10 protein-coding genes and 2 pseudogenes are annotated in these 16,295 nt (G+C 70.2%); all 12 read left to right on the top strand.

Annotated elements, in window-relative coordinates:
* The first annotated feature begins 25 nt into the window (after positions 1 to 25).
* The 12 genes and pseudogenes from ABXS69_RS03180 to rplC all read left to right on the top strand — a co-directional run bounded on the left by ABXS69_RS03180 (position 26) and on the right by rplC (position 16,294).
* Positions 26 to 991, top strand: a complete 966-nt coding sequence (locus ABXS69_RS03180; protein WP_366181148.1) for a MoxR family ATPase — start codon at positions 26 to 28, stop codon at positions 989 to 991.
* 301 nt (positions 992 to 1,292) lie between these two features.
* Positions 1,293 to 3,200: an FHA domain-containing protein gene (locus ABXS69_RS03185; RefSeq protein ID WP_366181149.1), complete on the top strand. Its 1,908-nt coding sequence runs from the start codon at positions 1,293 to 1,295 to the stop codon at positions 3,198 to 3,200.
* Position 3,201: 1 nt separating this feature from the next.
* Complete coding sequence (locus ABXS69_RS03190) at positions 3,202 to 4,086, top strand: protein phosphatase 2C domain-containing protein (protein WP_366181150.1); 885 nt, start codon at positions 3,202 to 3,204, stop codon at positions 4,084 to 4,086.
* Entirely contained in the window at positions 4,083 to 5,825 is a 1,743-nt protein-coding gene (locus ABXS69_RS03195) for an FHA domain-containing protein (protein ID WP_366181151.1), read from the top strand. Before ABXS69_RS03190 ends, ABXS69_RS03195 begins: the two co-directional genes overlap by 4 nt.
* Positions 5,826 to 6,359: 534 nt before the next feature.
* Positions 6,360 to 6,734 (top strand): 30S ribosomal protein S12, encoded by a 375-nt coding sequence (rpsL, locus tag ABXS69_RS03200; protein WP_017177329.1) that lies wholly within the window; start codon positions 6,360 to 6,362, stop codon positions 6,732 to 6,734.
* Complete coding sequence (gene rpsG, locus ABXS69_RS03205) at positions 6,734 to 7,204, top strand: 30S ribosomal protein S7 (RefSeq protein WP_006548368.1); 471 nt, start codon at positions 6,734 to 6,736, stop codon at positions 7,202 to 7,204. The genes rpsL and rpsG overlap by 1 nt, the downstream gene beginning before the upstream one ends.
* A gap of 141 nt (positions 7,205 to 7,345) precedes the next feature.
* Positions 7,346 to 9,482, top strand: a pseudogene (gene fusA, locus ABXS69_RS03210) (elongation factor G).
* A 208-nt stretch (positions 9,483 to 9,690) separates the two neighbouring features.
* A pseudogene (gene tuf, locus ABXS69_RS03215) lies at positions 9,691 to 10,882 on the top strand (elongation factor Tu).
* 793 nt (positions 10,883 to 11,675) lie between these two features.
* Positions 11,676 to 13,319 carry a SpaH/EbpB family LPXTG-anchored major pilin gene (locus tag ABXS69_RS03220; protein WP_366181152.1) on the top strand — a complete coding sequence of 548 codons (1,644 nt, stop codon included), beginning with the start codon at positions 11,676 to 11,678 and terminating at the stop codon, positions 13,317 to 13,319.
* A 216-nt stretch (positions 13,320 to 13,535) separates the two neighbouring features.
* Complete coding sequence (locus ABXS69_RS03225; protein ID WP_366181153.1) at positions 13,536 to 14,960, top strand: class C sortase; 1,425 nt, start codon at positions 13,536 to 13,538, stop codon at positions 14,958 to 14,960.
* A 345-nt stretch (positions 14,961 to 15,305) separates the two neighbouring features.
* Positions 15,306 to 15,614: a 30S ribosomal protein S10 gene (gene rpsJ, locus ABXS69_RS03230; RefSeq protein WP_005987219.1), complete on the top strand. Its 309-nt coding sequence runs from the start codon at positions 15,306 to 15,308 to the stop codon at positions 15,612 to 15,614.
* 11 nt (positions 15,615 to 15,625) lie between these two features.
* A complete protein-coding gene (gene rplC, locus ABXS69_RS03235; RefSeq protein WP_366181154.1) occupies positions 15,626 to 16,294 on the top strand; it encodes a 50S ribosomal protein L3 in 669 nt (222 codons plus the stop codon).
* Position 16,295 lies beyond the last annotated feature (1 nt).

Genomic DNA, 16,295 nt, shown 5'->3' on the forward strand with positions numbered 1-16,295 from the left:
ACGTGACCCGAACAGGAACCCAGCCATGCCCATCACCCAGGAGAACGCGACCTGGTTCGCAGAGACCTTCGGCAAGATGGTCGACAACGTCGGCCAGGCCCTCCTGGGCAAGGAGGATGTCATCCGCCTCGCCCTGACCACGATGCTCGCCGAGGGGCACCTCCTCCTGGAGGACGCCCCGGGAACCGGCAAGACGGCCTTGGCCCGCGCCATCGCGGCCACCGTGCAGGGCTCGCACTCGCGCATCCAGTTCACGCCCGACCTCCTGCCCAGTGACATCACGGGCGTGACCGTCTACGACCAGAAGACCGGCTCCTGGGACTTCCACCCCGGCCCCGTCTTCTCCTCGATCGTCCTGGCCGATGAGATCAACAGGGCCTCGCCCAAGACGCAGTCCGCCCTCCTGGAGGTCATGGAGGAGTCGCATGTGACGGTCGACGGCGTCCGCCACGACGCGGGCCGCCCCTTCATGGTCGTGGCCACGCAGAACCCCGTGGAGCAGGCGGGCACATACCGGCTCCCGGAGGCCCAGCTCGACCGCTTCCTCATGAAGACCTCCGTGGGGTACCCGGACCGCTCCGCCCTCACCAAGGTGCTCAGCGACTCGGCCCGGCCCGACCGCTCCCAGAAGATCCCCGCGGTCATCTCCTCCTCCGCCGTCGCCTCCATGTCCGACCTGGCCTCGGAGAACCACGTGGAGCCCGCCGTCCTGGACTACATCGGCGCGCTCGTCGAGGCCACGCGGGAGAACTCCTCCACCCGCCTCGGCGTGTCCACTCGTGGTGCTATCGCCATGACGCGCGCGATCCGCGTGTGGGCCGCCTCCCAGGGGCGGGCCTACGTCCTGCCCGACGACGTCAAGGCCCTCGCGGAGGTCGTGTGGGCGCACCGCCTCGTCATGGATCCCGACGCCGAGTTCGCCGGGGCCACGGCCACGGAGGTCATCGCGGACGCCGTGGAGAAGATCCCGGCTCCCACGGCCCGCATGTGACGACGCGGCGCCGTGACGCCGCGACGTCCTGGGGGGCCGCTTTCGCCCTCCGGACGGCCCACGGGCCGTCCGGAGGGCGAGATATCCCACGCCCGCGGATGCGCTCATGCCTTCGTGCGGGGGGAGCGCGAGCGGTCAGTTCTCGCTACGCTCTGATCACGGATCGGTCAAGACTCCCGTCATTCATCCAGGACGACGCCGGAGCGCCGCATCCGATTCCGGGCCCGTTAAGGCGCGGAAGGCTCTGCAATCCGCGCCCCGAGCCACTGGCCGGGCGGCGCTGATCAGGATGGACGTGACTATGACCCTCTCCAGCACCAGCGGTACCAGGCTGCTCCCGCCGCATCTCGCAAGCGCGCCGCCAGCGCGGCTGTCAGCGAGATTCATCGCCCTGCTGCTCGACAGCATCCTCCTGGGACTGCTTGGCCTCGTCGTGGGCGTGGCCGTCGGGGCCGGCGGCATGGCAGCCGACGCGACCGGGGCGGCGATCGGGGGCGCGGTCGGCGGGATCGTCGTCCTGTGGGCGCTCATCAGGTGCTGGCTCATCGCGCTGATGAGGACGGGGGCCACGCCCGGCATGCGCATCGCCGGCGTGACCTGGGTCCGCTGGTCCTACCCCGACTACCCCGGGCGGCAGGGCCTGCTCAAGAGGATCGTCCAGCTGCTCATCGGCGCGCTCACGGCCAACGTGGGGACGATCATCGTCTACCTCTTCACCCGCGACGAGTACAACCGCTTCTGGTTCGACCGGGTCACCGACATCTACGTCGCCGACGCCAAGAGCTCCTCCCTGCCCTGGGGCCAGGAGCCCATCGCGGTGGCCCCCGCCTACGACGAGGCTGGATCGCCCCTGGCCATGATGGGGGGCTCCCCGATGGGCGGCGCCGCTGGCGCCGAGCCCTCGACTGGCGACCCCCGGCTCCGCCCCGACGGGGCCCCGCGCGCTGAGGGCCCCGGCCTCGGGGCCCAGGCCCACCAGGCCCCCTGGCAGCAGGACGACCAGGCCATGGGCCAGGCCGATTGGCGGGTCGCCCCCGCCCCGGCGCCCGACGCGGTCCCGCTCCCCTCCGCCACCGAGCCGGGGCCGGCCCTCGCGCCGGCGCCCGACGCGGCCGAGATGCTCGCCCCCCTCCAGGCGCAGACCGCCTACATCGATCAGCGCTCGGCCCGCGCCGCCTTCGAGGGCTCCCAGGGCCATCTCGACGACTCCTCCGGCGGTCCCCGGGGCGCTCACGCCGCCTCGGCCCCCCAGGCCCACGCGGCCCCTCACGCCGCTTCGGCCCCCCAGGCGCCGTCGGCCCCGGTGGCCTCCTCCGGCGCCGGGACGCCGAGCCAGTGGCCCTCTCCCGAGTCCCAGGGGGCGGCTCCCGCTGGCCCGGCCCCCTCCGGCTGGCTCTCCGCTCTCCAGTCCGCCCAGCCGCAGGCCCCCCAGACCGGCCCCGAGGGCGTGCCCGCCTCAGGCCCTTGGCAGCCCGGCGGGTGGGCCCAGGCCCCCGCCGCCCCCGAGACCGCCCAGCCCCTCCAGCAGGGATACGCCCCGGCGGACCAGCTCGCGCAGGCCTATCAGACCGGCCAGCGGTTCCCGCAGGCCCCCCAGCAGCCTTACCAGGCCCCCGGCCAGGCCCACCAGGCGCCCGGCGCGGTGGAGCCCGCGCAGCCCTTCCAGCAGCCGGCCCCCTACCAGTCGTCGTTCCCACAGGCCCAGCACGGCGTGCCCGCCCAGGGGGGCGAGCCCGCTGGAACGGCGCCGTTCCAGGCCCCGAGCCCCGGCGTCCCAGCGCCCCAGGCCCCGAGCCCCGGCGCCTACGAGGCCCAGGTAGCCGGCGCCGCAGCCACCGTCGTCTTCGACCGCTCCTCCGCCCAGCAGGCAGGGATCGGCGCTCCCGCGCTCCGCCTCGCCCTCGACACCGGCCAGGTGGTGCCGCTCGCAGGGCCCTCCCTCATCGGCCGCGCCCCCGTGGCCGCGGGGCCCTGGGCGCATGCCCAGCCGGTGCCCGTGGACGACCCCGCCTTCTCCATCTCCAAGACGCACGCCGTCATCACCCACGACGGCGGCCGCCTCGTCATCCAGGACCTCCAGTCCACCAACGGGACGGTCGTCGTGGAGCCCAACGGGGCCGCGACCCAGGTGCTGCCCGGCATGATGGTCCCCTTGCCCGTCGGCGCCATGATCCGGCTGGGCGAGCGCGCGGCGCGAGTGGAAGCCTGAGATGTCGCGAGCAGGCGAGTCGGGGGCGGGCTCCGACGAGATCCTCCTGGAGCATGGCGCCGCCACCGATACCGGCCTCACCCGCGGCCACAACGAGGACTCCTACCTCGCCGCCCGTCCCGTCTTCCTCGTCGCGGACGGGATGGGCGGTCATGAGGCCGGGGACGTGGCCTCCCGGACGGCCCTGGCCGCCTTCGCCCCGTGCGTCGGCGCCCCTGAGATCACCGGCGACGCCCTCGCGGAGTGCCTGGGGCGCGCCGCGCGCGACGTCGACGCCCTCGGTGCTGGCCGCGACCCCCTCATGGGCCTTCCTGGCTGCACCCTGAGCGGTGTCGTCGTCACGAGGATCGATGGGCGCCCCTGTCTGCAAGTGCTCAACATCGGGGATTCTCGGACCTATCGGATGACGCCCGACGGCGTCGAGCAGATCACGGTGGATCACTCGGAGGTCCAGGAGCTCATGTCCTCCGGCCAGCTCACCGAGCGAGAGGCGCGGGCCTCCCCGCGCCGCCACGTCATCACTCGCGCGCTGGGCGCGGGGATCGGCCCCGTGGCCCTCGCCGACCACGTCCTCATCCCCGCGCGGGCCGGCGACCGACTCATCGTGTGCACTGACGGCATCAGTGGTGAGATAGATGACGATTCCCTCGCGGAGGTCATTCACCGAGGCCAGGGGCCCCAGGAGACGGCGGATGCGCTGATCGCCACTGCCCTGGGGGCTGGTGGCAGAGACAATGCGACGGTTATCGTCATTGACGTTACCCACGCTCCGCCCGCTGCGCCGGACGCGGCGACGGACGTGGACAGCTCGACGATCCCGTCGACGAAGCACGACACACTGCCCCGAGCGCGGGAGCAGCACAGCAACAAGGAGAACCCCTCATGAGGCACGCGCAGAGCATCCCTGGCCATGCCGCCGCCCTCCATATCCCTGGATCGACCCGCACCGCCATCTGCGACCGCGGCCTCGCCGCCGTCGCCGCCGCCCCCGGTGGTCAGGCCTCCGTCGAGGACGTCCCCCGGCTCTGGGCCTCGATGCTCGATGGCGCCCCCCTCATCGACCTCCTTCACGGGCTCATGGACACCCACGGCGGGAGCGTCTTCGACCTGCCCGAGTTCGTCGTCGCCGTCCTGGAGGATGGCGAGCTGACCGCGGCCGTGCGCGGCAGTCTCAAGCTCATCGTCGACACTGACGAGGGCATGCGGACGATCTCCGCCCCCGAGGTGCTCGCCTGGGAGGAGGTCCGCCTGCGGGGCGTGCGCGGCATCGGCCTGGAGCTCACCGACTCCGGTTCCACGGACACCGCTCCGCTGCCGGTGGCCTCCGGCGTTGTCGCGGCATCCTCCGTCGCCCTGGGCTCGCTGGCCGAGGGCTCTCGGAAGTCGTCGAGGCCGGAGGCGCCGTCCTCCGACGACGAGGAGGCTGGACCAGCGGGCTCCGCTGGTACCACTGACGACTCTGATTCCTCCTCCGCCGCCGAGACGGGCGCCGCTGACCCCACGGCCGAGGCCGCTCAGGGCCGCGGCCGCGGCGGCCGCCGCGCCGCCGTCCAGGCCGCCGCCGGTGATCCCTCGCAGGCCGACCTCGCCGAGATCGACGCGATCGTGGGGTTCCCCTCCCGGGCTGCCGCCACGGGACCCATCCGGGACAAGGACGCCGCCGCTGAGCCCGGCGCCGGTGATGGCGCGGGCGCCGAGAAGCCCGCGGACCCGCGGCTCGCCCCGACGGATGCTTCCTCCGCGAAGTCCCCGGTGCTCTCCGCCACCGGCGCGCCCGAGGACGCCGTCATCAGCCGGTGGCAGGCTGAGCGCCGACCCGGTGCCGATGACGAGGCGGCCGCTGCCGCCGGGCGGGCTCGCTCCGACGCCGCAGAGCCGATCGCCGCCGTCGAGCCCATCACCGCCGGCGACGTCCCCGCCGTCAACGACCTGTCCGCGCTCACTCGTGCCGCGAAGAGGCTTGAGGCCTATGCGGAGGCCGAGATCGCCGCCGCCGCGGAGCCCACGCCGGTCCTGCCGATCCCCGCCCAGGCTGGCGGGGCCGTCGGCGAGAAGGCCGCGGAGGCCTGGTCGCATGACGGGCAGACGCTCACCAGCATGCCCGCGGCGGGGCTGTCGGGCGAGGGCGGGCCCGCCGCCGCGCGCGAGGACGAGCCCGTCGTCCCGGAGAACGCCGTCAAGGTTCTCGCCGCGTTCTGCGCCGAGGGTCACCCGAGCCCGATCCACGCCCCGCACTGCCGGGTGTGCGGCGGGGCGCTGACCAGCCGCACCGGGCACGTCAACCGGCCCGTGCTCGGCACGCTGCACGCCTCAGACGGCACCGCCCTGCCTATCGACGGGGACATCATCATCGGGCGCGTTCCCAAGTCGGACGCCCCGGAGGGCGAGCCGCAGCCGCGCCTCATGGCGGTCATCAGCCCCTCGAAGGCGATCTCCAAGTCGCACTGCGCGGTGAGGCTGGATGACTGGGACCTGAGCGTCGAGGACCTGGGATCCACGAACGGAACGATTCTCATGCGGCCCTCGGAGCCCCCGCGCCGCCTCACCCAGCACCAGCGGGCGCTGCTGCGCACGGGCGACGTCATCGACCTGGGCGACGGCGTCTCGGTCCTCGTCGAGGCCTGAAGGAGCGAGACCGGTCGAAAACAAGAGCGAGACCGGTCGAAAACAGGAACGAGACCGGTCGAAAACAGGAACGAGACCGGTCCGTCGTCCAGGGGAGTGGCGGGGCGCGCTCCGATCCGGTCGGGCTGTGCGTGCGCGACCGGTCTCGGTCGTGATATCGACCGGTCTCGGTCGTGAGGGGCGCGGGGAGGCGTGGCGAGGATCATGCGCCGGCGGGAGCCGCGGGCCTGGCCCGGCTGGCGCCGCCCGGGTACTGTGTCCCCCGGTGCCCGCATGCGGGCTCCGATCTCCATTTCCGTTCCCAGCGGGCGGGCATGGCGCGAATCGCGCCCTTCCCCTCGCCACGCGGGTCTGCCGCGGCGGGAACCGACGGGTCCTCCCCGTGCCCCAGTGGCCGGAGGGCTCCGGGCGTCCGAGGGCCGTGCCCCGGGCGGGCCGGCCTCGCCAGTTGGCGGTGCGCGTCGTCGCGGACCGGGGGCGGGGCCGGTGAGGGCAGCAGCACTGTCAGCATGCACTCAAGATGGAGAATCCGTAGTGCCTACGATTCAGCAGTTGGTCCGCAAGGGCCGCTCGACCAAGCGCTCCGCGTCCAAGACGCCCGCGCTGAAGGCCAGCCCGCAGCGTCGTGGCGTGTGCACCCGCGTGTACACCACGACCCCCAAGAAGCCGAACTCCGCCCTCCGGAAGGTCGCCCGTGTGCGCCTCTCCTCCGGCATCGAGGTCACGGCCTACATCCCCGGCGAGGGGCACAACCTCCAGGAGCACTCGATCGTGCTCGTCCGCGGTGGTCGTGTGAAGGACCTTCCCGGTGTCCGCTACCACATCGTGCGCGGCGCGCTCGACACCCAGGGTGTCAAGAACCGCCAGCAGGCACGCTCCAAGTACGGCGCCAAGAAGGAGAAGAAGTAATGCCTCGTAAGGGCCCCGCCCCGAAGCGCCCGCTCGTCGTCGACCCTGTCTACGGCTCCCCGGTCGTCACCCAGCTCGTCAACCGCGTCCTCCTCGACGGCAAGAAGTCGACGGCGGAGCGCATCGTCTACGGCGCCCTCGAGGGCGTCCGCGCCAAGACGGACCAGGACCCGGTCTCCGTGCTCAAGCGCGCGCTGGACAACATCCGCCCGGCTCTCGAGGTCCGCTCCCGCCGCGTCGGCGGCGCGACCTACCAGGTCCCGGTCGAGGTCCGCCCCAACCGCGCCACCACCCTGGCCCTGCGCTGGCTGGTCGATTTCTCCCGGCAGCGCCGCGAGAACACCATGACCGAGCGCCTCATGAACGAGATCCTCGACGCCTCCAACGGCCTCGGCGCCGCGGTCAAGCGCCGCGAGGACATGCACCGCATGGCCGAGTCCAACAAGGCCTTCGCGCACTACCGCTGGTAAAGCCCATCGTCGGCCGGGGCGGGCCCGACGGCGCCCGCCCGCCGCTCGCGGGAGCCGGTCCCGCATGAGCCCGCTCGCGGGCCACCGGGCCCGCCCCGGCCGACGCGAATCCACAGATCTCTCGAACGAAGGACACCACACGTGGCACTCGACGTGCTGACCGACCTCACCAAGGTCCGCAACATCGGCATCATGGCCCACATCGATGCCGGCAAGACGACCGTGACGGAGCGCATCCTCTTCTACACGGGTATCAACTACAAGATCGGCGAGACCCACGACGGCGCCTCGACGATGGACTGGATGGAGCAGGAGCAGGAGCGCGGCATCACCATCACCTCCGCCGCCACCACCTGCTTCTGGAAGAAGAACCAGATCAACATCATCGACACCCCCGGCCACGTGGACTTCACGGTCGAGGTCGAGCGCTCCCTGCGCGTGCTCGACGGCGCCGTCGCGGTCTTCGACGGCAAGGAGGGCGTGGAGCCCCAGTCCGAGACGGTGTGGCGCCAGGCGGACAAGTACAACGTCCCGCGCGTGTGCTACATCAACAAGATGGACAAGCTGGGCGCGAACTTCGACTTCTCCGTCCAGACCATCCGGGACCGCCTCCACGCCACCCCGATCGTCATCAACTTCCCCATCGGTGCCGAGAGCGAGTTCTCCGGCCTCGTGGACGTCCTGGAGATGCGGGCCATCCGCTTCCCCGAGAAGGACGCCGATGGCAAGGAGACCCGTGGCTCCGTCGTCGAGTACGAGGAGATCCCCGCCGACCTCGTGTCCAAGGCCGAGGAGCTGCGCGCCGAGCTCGTCGAGACGGTCGCCGAGGCCGACGACGCCCTCATGGAGAAGTACCTGGAGGGCGAGGAGCTCAGCGTCGCCGAGCTCAAGTCCGGCATCCGCAAGCTGACCATCGCCGGCAAGGCCTTCCCGGTCCTGGCCGGCTCGGCCTTCAAGAACAAGGGCATCCAGCCCGTTCTCGACGCCGTGCTGGACTACCTCCCCTCCCCGCTGGACGTCCCGGCGGTCGAGGGCCACAAGCCCGGTAACGAGGACGAGTCCGACACTCGTGCGGCTGACGCCAAGGCCGAGTTCTCCGCCCTGGCCTTCAAGGTCGCCACGCACCCCTTCTACGGCAAACTCGTGTACGTCCGCGTCTACTCCGGCAAGGTCGCCCAGGGCGAGCAGGTGCTCAACGCCACCAAGGGCAAGAAGGAGCGCATCGGCAAGCTCTTCCAGATGCACTCCAACAAGGAGAACCCGGTGGAGGTGGCCTCCGCGGGCCACATCTACGCGTTCATCGGCCTCAAGGACGTCACCACCGGTGACACCCTCTCGTCGCAGAGCGCCCCGATCATCCTGGAGTCCATGACCTTCCCGGACCCGGTGATCCACGTGGCCATCGAGCCCAAGACCAAGGGCGACCAGGAGAAGCTGGGCGTGGCCATCCAGAAGCTTCTCCGAGGAGGACCCGACCTTCACCGTCCGCCTGGACGAAGAGACCGGCCAGACCGTCATCGGCGGCATGGGTGAGCTGCACCTGGACGTCTTCGTGGACCGCATGCGCCGTGAGTTCAAGGTGGAGGCGAACGTCGGTAACCCGATGGTCGCCTACCGCGAGACCATCCGCAAGAAGGTGGACAAGGTCGAGTACACCCACAAGAAGCAGACGGGTGGCTCGGGCCAGTTCGCCAAGGTGCAGATGTCCTTCGAGCCCCTGGAGGTCGTGGAGGCCGCCGAGGGCGAGGAGAAGGTCCACTACGAGTTCGTCAACTCCGTCACCGGTGGCCGCGTGCCCCGCGAGTACATCCCCAGCGTCGACGCCGGCGTCCAGGACGCCATGCTCACCGGCGTCCTCGCGGGCTACCCGATGGTGGACATCAAGGCCACCCTCATCGACGGCGCCTACCACGAGGTCGACTCCTCCGAGATGGCCTTCAAGATCGCTGGCTCCATGGCTTTCAAGGAGGGCGCGAAGAAGGCCAGCCCGGTCATCCTCGAGCCCATCATGGCCGTCGAGGTCCGCACTCCCGAGGAGTACATGGGCGACGTCATCGGCGACCTCAACTCCCGCCGCGGCATGATCCAGTCGATGGAGGACGCCGTGGGCGTGAAGGTGGTGCGCGCTAACGTGCCGCTGAGCGAGATGTTCGGCTACGTTGGCGACCTGCGCTCCAAGACCCAGGGCCGCGCGGTCTACTCCATGACCTTCGACTCCTACGCCGAGGTCCCGCGCAACGTGCAGGAGGAGATCGTCGCCAAGGCGAAGGGCGCCTGAGCCCGCCGGTCCCGCGCGGGACCTCATGAGCCCGGGGGCCGGATCGATCCGGCCCGGTCCCCGGGACTTCTCGGGCCGTTCGGCCCCGAGCCCGCATTCCAGTAAGATTTCCAACAACCATCCTGTAGTGGCTCTGGCAGGGGGACCGGCTAGCATGTGCTAGTCGAATCCCGACGAAGAGCACTACCCGAGTCCCAGGAGGACACCAGTGGCCAAGGCCAAGTTCGAGCGGACCAAGCCGCACGTCAACATCGGAACGATCGGTCACGTCGACCACGGCAAGACGACGCTGACCGCCGCGATCTCCAAGGTTCTGCACGACGAGTACCCGGAAGCTCAACCCCTTCACCCCCTTCGACGAGATCGACAAGGCTCCCGAGGAGCGCCAGCGCGGCATCACGATCAACATCGCGCACGTCGAGTACCAGACCGACAAGCGCCACTACGCGCACGTCGACGCCCCCGGCCACGCCGACTACATCAAGAACATGATCACCGGTGCCGCCCAGATGGATGGCGCGATCCTCGTGGTCGCCGCCACCGACGGCCCGATGGCCCAGACCCGCGAGCACGTCCTGCTCGCCCGCCAGGTCGGCGTCCCCGCCCTCCTCGTCGCCCTCAACAAGGCCGACATGGTGGAGGACGAGGAGCTCCTCGACCTCGTCGAGATGGAGGTCCGCGAGCTGCTGTCCTCCCAGGACTACGACGGCGACAACGCCCCCGTGGTCCGCGTCTCCGCGCTCAAGGCCCTTGAGGGCGACGCCAAGTGGGCCGCCAAGATCAAGGAGCTCATGGACGAGGTCGACACCTTCATCCCGACTCCCGAGCGCGACATGGACAAGCCGTTCCTCATGCCCATCGAGGACGTCTTCACCATCACCGGTCGCGGCACCGTCGTCACCGGCCGTGTCGAGCGCGGCAAGCTGCCGATCAACTCCGAGGTCGAGATCCTCGGTATCCGCGAGGCCCAGAAGACCACGGTCACCGGTATCGAGATGTTCCACAAGCAGATGGACGAGGCCTGGGCCGGCGAGAACTGCGGCCTGCTCCTGCGCGGCACCAAGCGCGAGGACGTCGAGCGCGGCCAGGTCGTCTGCAAGCCCGGCTCCATCACGCCGCACACCCAGTTCGAGGGTCACGTCTACATCCTGACCAAGGACGAGGGCGGCCGCCACAACCCGTTCTACTCGAACTACCGTCCGCAGTTCTACTTCCGGACCACGGACGTCACCGGCGTCATCACGCTGCCCGAGGGCACTGAGATGGTCATGCCCGGCGACACCACGGAGATGAGCGTCGAGCTCATCCAGCCCATCGCCATGGAGGAGGGCCTCGGCTTCGCCATCCGTGAGGGTGGCCGCACCGTCGGCTCCGGCCGCGTCACCAAGATCATCAAGTGATGATCGCTGCGTGAGCAGCCGCTCTTCTTGAGCACCCGGTTCCCCCGGCACTCCCTGTGAGTGCCGGGGGAACCGCTTTCTCTCCGGGGTGGCGCCCATTCTCTCGGGGTGCGCGGAGGCTCGGCGCGCTCGGAGCGCCTGGAGGGCGGAGTGCTAGAGAGCCCCGCCTGGAGGGGGGGCGCCTAGAGGGCGCCAGGACGACGGCGAGGGCCTCGCTGGCCCCCGGGGTGCCGGGTTCGCGGCCTGGGCCCGGGGATACCGCCTGGGCCCGCAGATACCGCCTGGGCCCGCAGATACCGTCTCGGCCCGGCCTTGCGCCCTCATTCTCGTAGTTTGAGGCCGTATCTGCGGGGCGAGACGGTTTCTGTGAGGTGAGGCGGTTTGTGCGGGGTGAGACGGTATCCCGGGGGTGAGACGGTTTGTGCGGGGTCGGGCCCGGCTCGTGCTCGCCCGTTCGCCGGGGGCCGCGCGTGCCGCAGTGGCCGGTTGGAGGAGAGGCCATGAGGCGGGCTGGCACGACGATGAGAGATCGGATCGCAATCGTCCTGGGCCTCTGCCGAGCAGGAGAGCGGATATGCTCCATCCTGATAGCCCCAGTCCTGAGCCGGCGCTCGTCCGCCGTTAAGGGGTGGGCTGATCGAACGGATACTTGATCCCAGGGGCAGTGCTCGTCGGCTCCTCCCGCAAGTCTCCAACATTCATGGCGCGCGGGCATCTCGCAAGAGAGCCCACACGGTACTCCCAAATCGTGGCGCCGGCCCATCCCCGGGCACATCCTGAAAGGAAGCCACCCATGCGTGCAACACGCTTCTCCCGAGGAACGATCGGCGTTGCCGGCATCCTCTGCCTGGGCCTGTCCGGCCTCGGCGCCACGGCCCTGGCCGCTCCCTCCGGGCCTGGAAACATCGACTTCGACAAGACTGGATCGATCGTCATCCACAAGCACGTCCAGGCTGATAACGCTACTCCGGGCACCGCTGACGGAACGGAAACCGGTACCAAGGGCGCGCCGGTCGCGGGGGTGAAGTTCACTGCTTATCCGCTGGATGTCGACCTCAAGACCAAGGACGCATGGGACTCCCTGTCCAATCTGGTGGTGTCGAACGAGGCCTGTGGACCTGACTTCAGAAGACCTGTGGAGGATCTCGGCGGTGTGAAGGTGAAGAAGCAGGCGCAGTCTTCCGAGTCTGGTGCCACAAATGACCAGGGTCAGGCCAGCATCGGCAGTCTCGCGGTTGGCGCTTACCTCGTCTGCGAGACCGAGGCTCCTGCGAACGTCGCTGAGAAGGCCGCCCCCTTCGTCGTGACCGTTCCCTTCCCCAACACCGCGCAGAACATCAAGAACGGCGCTGCGGCGAACGCTAACGGCCAGTGGGTCTACGACGTCCACGTCTACCCGAAGAACGTGGTGGTCGAGGCTCCGAAGAAGGACGTCAAGGTCGTCTCCTACGGCCTGAACGGGGAGGCTCAGGTTGAGTTCCCCGTGACCGCGACTGTCCCGAAGATCGGCGCGAACACCTCCTTCAAGCACTTCATCATCTCGGACCCGATGGACGCGAGTTACACGTCTCCTGCCGTGAAGCCCAACTCCGTGACCATCGATGGAGTCGCGATTGATCCGACATGGTACAAAGCGACAGTCAATGCGGCGAACAACGAGGCGAACATCTCCTTCACCCAGACTGGCCTGGAGAAGTTGAAGGACAAGGCCGGAAGCGTCATCTCAGTCACCTTCACCGCGAAGACGCAGTCGGTCTCTAGCGCCATTAACAACCAGGCGCAGCTCTACGTCGACACCATTCCGGGCCTCACTCCTCCGTTGACCCCGCCGACCACTCCTCCTGGTGGCGACACCCCCGTGCCCTCCAACAAGGTTGTCACCGCCTGGGGCGCTGCCTCCCTGCTGAAGCAGGACAGCCAGAGCAAGCAGGCGCTTGAGGGGGCGGCCTTCGAGATCTACAACGCGAAGAAGCCGTGGGAGGGGACCTGCACCACTGAGATCGCCGATAACGACCCGAGCACGGCTGTCGATGAGTCGGCCAAGGTCATGGTGGGCGGCAAGGATGTCTTCACCACCGATGCTCAGGGCAAGTTCGACATCGCCGGCCTGTTCGTCGACTCGAAGGTGGGGGCCCCTGGCGTCGATCAGGTGGCCGTGGACCACACCACGCGCTGCTACGTGCTCAAGGAGGTCAAGGCTCCCGCGGGCTTCACTCTTCCGACGGGCGATGCCGCTTTGACCCCGCTCAAGGTGAAGGCGGGCGATGCGACCACCGCCAACCAGGTGACGGTCGACAACACCAAGACCACCGTCCCCCAGCTGCCGCTCACGGGTGCGGCGGGCAAGGTCCTCATGACGGTCGGTGGCCTGTCGCTCATGGCGATCGCGGTCGGCTTCGTGCTCGCAGCCCGCAAGCGCCACGTCAACGAGGCCTGATGACCACTCCGGCGAGGGCGTGACCGCGCCCCACGCCGGACGGCACCAGCCCCTCAACCACGCATGAGGTGGCGGGGAGGCACCAGCCTCCCCGCCACCTCCGCGCGTCGCGCCCACGCCCCGATCCCGCGCCCCCAGCCGCCCTCCATCTGGCCGACCACCGGCCCCCGATCACCCTCCCCGCGCCACCCCCACCCACCAGGAGCCCGAGCCGCCATGAGCAGCACCAACGGCACAGCGCACGCCACAAGCGACACCCACGGCCCCGGCAGCCCCGACCACGCTGACTGCGCGGACGCCCCCGGCAGCGCGCCCATCACCCCCGGCAGCGCGCCCGCCACCCCGGGCGCCGCCCCCGCCGACGCCACGCGCCCATCCACGCGCCGCTGGCGGCTCCGCGTCATCAACCTCATCCCCGCCGTCCTCGCCCTGGCCGGACTCGCGCTCCTCTCCTACCCCGGCGTCGCCTCCTGGATCAGCCAGTACAACCAGTCCAAGGTCGTCGCCAGCTACGAGGAGCAAGTCGACAACGCCAGGCCCGCCGCCGAGGAGCAGCTAGCCCAGGCCCACGCCTACAACGACGCCCTCTCCTCCGGAGCCGTCCTCGAGGCCAACACCAACATCCCCACCGGCGCCGGCGAGCACCCCGACGAGACCCTCGACTACAACAAGATCCTCTCCGCCAACGCCGTCGGCCTCATGGGGCGCCTACGCATCCCCGCCATCGACCTCGACCTCCCCATCTACCACGGCACCTCCGACGAGGTCCTCCTCGCCGGCCTCGGCCACCTCCAAGGCACATCCCTGCCCGTCGGCGGCAAGGGCACGCGCTCCGTCATCACCGGCCACCGCGGCCTCGCCAACGCCACCATGTTCACCAACCTCAACCACGTCGGAGTCGGAGACACCTTCACCCTCGAAGTCTTCGGCGAGGTCCTCAGCTACCAGGTGATCGAGACCAAGGTCGTCGCCCCCGAGGAGACCGAGTCCCTGCGAGCCGACCCCGACCGCGACCTCGTCACGCTCGTCACCTGCACCCCCCTCGGCATCAACACCCACCGCATCCTCGTCACCGCCGAGCGCATCACCCCCACCCCCGCCCACGACATCGCCGCGGCCGGCGCCAAGCCCGAGGTCCCCGGCTTCCCCTGGTGGACGGTCTGGATCACCGCTGGCGTCATCGCTGTCGGCCTCTACCTCTGGCGCACCGGCTACCCGCCCAAGGCCGCCGCCCCCAAGGGCGATGGCGACGACAACGGCCCCCGCCCCGACGCGAAGGACGCGGACGGCGCATCGGAGCGCGGCGGGACCACCGCCGACGAGGGCTACTGGACCGGCCCCCGGATAAGCGCGATCACGGCGGCCGCCGGCAGCGCCGTCGGCGGCGCGGCCGATGGCCATGGAGGCGGCAATGAGAGCGCAGGGGCGACGCCCTCGCAGATCGAGGTCCAGGCCGCGGTCTGGCTCCGTAGCGCCGTGACGCCCGAGCACCCCGGCGCCGGGGCGCCCCCCTGCCCGGAGGAGGGCTGGTCGGCCCTCTCGCCCGAGGAGATCCGATGGGCGCCCCTGGTCCCAAGCGGCTCCGCCGCCTCAGGCGCCATCGCGCCGAGCCAGCACGTCAATGAGCTCGCGACCCGGTGACGACGCCACGGCCCGGCGCGACACGCCCGAGCGCGTGGGCCGGTGGTCGGTCTCACAGTCCTCGCCCCGCTCTCAGGTTGACCGGCCCGCACCCCGCCCTGATAGCGTAGGTCAGCCGCCGGGCCTGGCCCCGCTGCCGCGCTCGTCGCGGCCGCGTCCACCAGTCCCGGCAGTCACCTCCCGGAGTCGCTCCGGGAACCAGTCTGACGGAGCCGATCGTCGATCGAGTTTCCGTGTGTCCAGACCGGCCCACCCTCCCTCACCAGAGAGCCTCGTGGGGCGTCGCGCTTGCGACACGCCCGAGCGCGTGGACCGGTCGCCCGAAAGTAAGAGAGGTTAGGCGCCATGGCGGGACAGAAGATCCGCATCCGGCTCAAGTCCTACGACCACGAGGTCATCGACTCCTCGGCGCGCAAGATCGTCGACGTCGTGACCCGCGCTGGCGCGACGGTCGTGGGCCCGGTGCCGCTGCCGACCGAGAAGAACGTGTTCTGCGTCATCCGGTCGCCCCACAAGTACAAGGACAGCCGCGAGCACTTCGAGATGCGCACGCACAAGCGGCTGATCGACATCATCGACCCGACGCCGAAGGCCGTTGACTCGCTCATGCGCCTCGACCTCCCGGCCGATGTCAACATCGAGATCAAGCTCTGAGGACCATCGCCATGACTACGCTTAACAAGCCGGCAGCCGCCGCGCCTGCCAAGGCGCTCCTCGGCACCAAGCTCGGCATGACGCAGATCTGGGACGAGAACGGAGTCCTCCGCCCCGTCACGGTCGTGCGCGTCGACTCCAACGTCGTGACCCAGGTCCGCACCGTCGAGACCGACGGCTACGAGGCCGTCCAGCTCGCCTTCGGCGAGATCGATGAGCGCAAGGTCACCAAGCCCCTCGCCGGCCACTTCGCCAAGGCCGGGGTCGCCCCCCGCCGCCACGTGGCCGAGCTGCGCACCTCCATCGCCTCGGAGTTCACCCCGGGCCAGGAGCTCGGCGCGGACACCTTCGAGGTCGGCCAGCTGGTCGACGTCACCGGCACCTCCAAGGGCAAGGGCTTCGCGGGCGTCATGAAGCGCCACGGCTTCAAGGGCGTCTCCGCCTCCCACGGTGCGCACCGCAACCACCGCAAGCCCGGCTCCGTCGGCGCCTGCGCCACGCCCGGCCGCATCTTCAAGGGCCTGCGCATGGCCGGCCACATGGGGCACGCCACCACCACCGTCCAGAACCTCAAGGTCCGCGGCGTCGACGCCGAGAAGGGATACCTTCTCGTGGGCGGCGCCGTCCCGGGCCCCAAGGGACAGGTCGTCGTCGTCCGCACGGCCGTGAAGGGAGCCTGAG

This window comes from Actinomyces timonensis, assembly GCF_040702965.1.
In the GTDB taxonomy this organism is placed as follows: domain Bacteria; phylum Actinomycetota; class Actinomycetes; order Actinomycetales; family Actinomycetaceae; genus Actinomyces; species Actinomyces timonensis_A.